Source organism: Chitinophaga sp., from assembly GCF_036569125.1.
Taxonomy (GTDB): Bacteria; Bacteroidota; Bacteroidia; order Chitinophagales; family Chitinophagaceae; genus Chitinophaga.
In genome coordinates this window covers 1-3,000 of the sequence record NZ_DATCRF010000589.1, presented here as the reverse complement: position 1 = coordinate 3,000, position 3,000 = coordinate 1, and the positions used below count along the sequence as shown (strand labels likewise).

The 3,000-nt window shown below is 45.6% G+C and carries 3 protein-coding genes; all 3 read left to right on the top strand.

The window, feature by feature from the left end; genetic code table 11:
- The first annotated feature begins 301 nt into the window (after positions 1-301).
- Positions 302-556, top strand: a complete 255-nt coding sequence (locus VIM87_RS22040; RefSeq protein ID WP_331999100.1) for a hypothetical protein — start codon at positions 302-304, stop codon at positions 554-556.
- A 254-nt stretch (positions 557-810) separates the two neighbouring features.
- Complete coding sequence (locus VIM87_RS22035) at positions 811-1,599, top strand: SPFH domain-containing protein (RefSeq protein ID WP_331999099.1); 789 nt, start codon at positions 811-813, stop codon at positions 1,597-1,599.
- 115 nt (positions 1,600-1,714) lie between these two features.
- The coding region (locus VIM87_RS22030) for a metallophosphoesterase (protein ID WP_331999098.1) at positions 1,715-3,000 on the top strand (1,286 nt) is incomplete at its 3' end.

Genomic DNA, 3,000 nt, shown 5'->3' with positions numbered 1-3,000 from the left:
CCAACGCGGATCTCGGCTCCGCCGGCAGTATAAAATGGCGGAATTAGTGAAAAGTTACCGTCTACCTCTTTGCCTGTAAGCTCACTGAACAAAGACCGTATTTCATCGGTATCGTCGTATGTTAAACGGTTAAGTTTGGCGGTGATTGCCATTGCCCGTTTAACGTTTGCTACCATAGCCGATGATTCCGGCGTTCTCCTGTGAATTATCCTGGTGTGATCGTTATTCATCATTTGTTAAGATAGTAATCTACTCTTTATTTGTAAAACCGGCTTACAACATTTAACTTTAAAAATAAGTTATGCAAACACCGGAACAACCATACCAGCCCATTGACTGCAACTACTACGACCGCCTGGAAGCCTGGGCCACCCTGCGTGCCGTTTGCCGCATCCTGTACCGGGATGAAGATGAACACCAGCAAGAAGTTTCAGCTATTATTGAAGATGTGTACACCGCGTTTAAGGTGGAATATATGCGGCTGGATAACGGGTTGACAATAAGACTGGATAAGCTGGTGGCGGTGAATGATATACCACTGCCGGACCACTGTTAAAACCAACACTTTCTTGTTATAGAAAATCCCCGGTAATCACCTATTTTTGATAAAAAACAGGGTGATCCCTTAATGAAATATCTGTTATTCCTTATTCCTGTACTGATCCTGCTTGATCTGTATCTCTGGACCAAATGCACTGCACTGCTTTCCGCTCCCAGCGATATTTCGGTTTTTCTGGGTGTGCTGCTGATCTGTATCACCGCTTTCTCACATTACTTATTGTTCAAACTCCTAAAATCAAAGATCCGACAATGAAAATTAAAGGCATTATCATTACTGTATTGACCGCATTTGTGCTAACCCTGGCCTGTTGCTCATCCTGCACACGTATAGATGCCGGTTACGAAGGCATAAAAGTAAAGCAATATGGTACCGGTAAGGGCGTACAGGATATATCCCTGGTAACCGGGCGCGTATGGTATAACCCTTTTACTGAGGACATTCACCAGTTCCCGGTTTTTGTGCAAACAGCAGACTATGAACCGTTCTCAGTGAATGCAAAAGACGGCTCCGTATTCAGCGTGGATCCCACTATTACTTTTAAGGTTATTACCGGCCACTCGCCTGAGATCTTTAAAAAGTACAGGAAAGATATTGGAGAGATCACAAGAACCACTTTATATAATTACGTGCGCAATGCATTCCGCATCCAGTTCAATAAATACTCCACCGACAGCATGATCAGCAACCGGGAAGGTTTTGAAAATGCGGTGCAAACCCAGCTGCTGACCGAACTGAATAAGGAAGGCTTTGACCTGGAACAGCTTACCTCCGGCATTACTTATCCGGAAAGTATTACGCAGGCGATTGATGCTAAAAACCGCGCGGTGCAACAGGCTATGCAGGTTGAGAATGAGCTGCGCGTAACAGAGGCCAATGCCCGTAAGCTGGTAGTGCAGGCCGAAGCAGAAGCAAAGGCCAACCAGCTGCGGCAGCAATCGCTTACACCTTTGCTTATCCAGCAGCAATTCATTGAAAAGTGGGATGGAAAAACGCCCCTGTATGGCAATGCGCCGGTGATGTTTAAGAATGTACAATAAAGATAAATGTGTGCCACACCTTTGAGGTGTGGCACACGTATAATTACTCCCCTATGCCCAGGTAGCCTCTATTTTTACGATCAACATAAATTTCACAATCCCTCAAAACCATTTTATGAATTCACTAAATTTTGTGCGTGTGCACAATGGACAGCTGTCCCTATGGCAATCTGTAGTCTCAGAGTATGCCTGCACCCAATTAAAAGCAGCCGGTGAAAACATCTCCCGGAACCAGTTATTAAAGCATCCGATGGTAAAGGCTGCTGCTGCCCATGTTGAAGCTGCAGCCAAAGGAACACCTCCTGATGAAGATCAGCTGGATATGGATGACCTGGAACAATGTTCCATGTACCTGTCGCACCTGGGCCTGCAATATGCGCTTTGCCTGGTGGAAGGCGATACGGAAAGAGCAGCAGCAATAGAAGATAAATACCGGTATTTCAGCGACTGGGATCCTGGATTTTTAAAATGTCCCGCTATCTATCTTGAATATTATACGCGATATGAAGGTAAGTTCGCGTATAATGACTGGAAGCTATTAGGCCGGAACATACAAACATTCGGTGTGATCGGAGAGAATAATAATGGCCAGGGGTATAATTTACCCAATGATGCCAAGGTTGCTATTATCGGAGACTGGGGAACCGGCCTGAATGATGCCAGGGCCCTTTTGGTGGATATTATAAAGCAACACAGCCCTGCAGCCATTATTCACCTGGGGGATATTTACTATTCAGGCACACCGGACGAATGTATTGACAATTTCTCCCGCACCATTGATGAGGCCTTTGAAATAGCAGGAGCCGCACGGGTACCGGTATTCAGCATTCCGGGTAATCACGACTATTATGCCATGGGATGGGGATACTACGACATGGTAAGCAAATTAAATTCCTCCCTTGGTTCCGCTGCCCTGCAACCGGCCAGCTACTTTTGTTTGCGTACGGAAGACCAGGGCTGGCAGTTCCTGGGAATGGATACCGGTCTTAATGATGCAAACCCTATGAACCAGCTTGATACTACCTATGCAAGCACCTGGCTGCAGCCGAATGAAATAGCATGGCACCAGGATAAGCTGAATAACTTTAACGGAGCAACGATATTATTATCGCATCACCAGCTATTTTCAGCGCATGCAAAAATTAACGGGTCCCTTTCCAGGTACGGGAATATGCCTTACCTGAATCCCTCTCTTTATGAAACATTCCTGCCGTATTTCCAAACTAAAATTGCTGCATGGATATGGGGGCATGAACATAATTTTGTTATGTACCAGAACGATCTCTTACAATTAGCCAAAGGGAGATTGGTGGGATGCAGCGCCTTTGAAGAGCTACAGTTAAAAACACCCTATACAGTACAATACCCCGAAATTCCCTATTTCCGGGATCCGCGAACAGG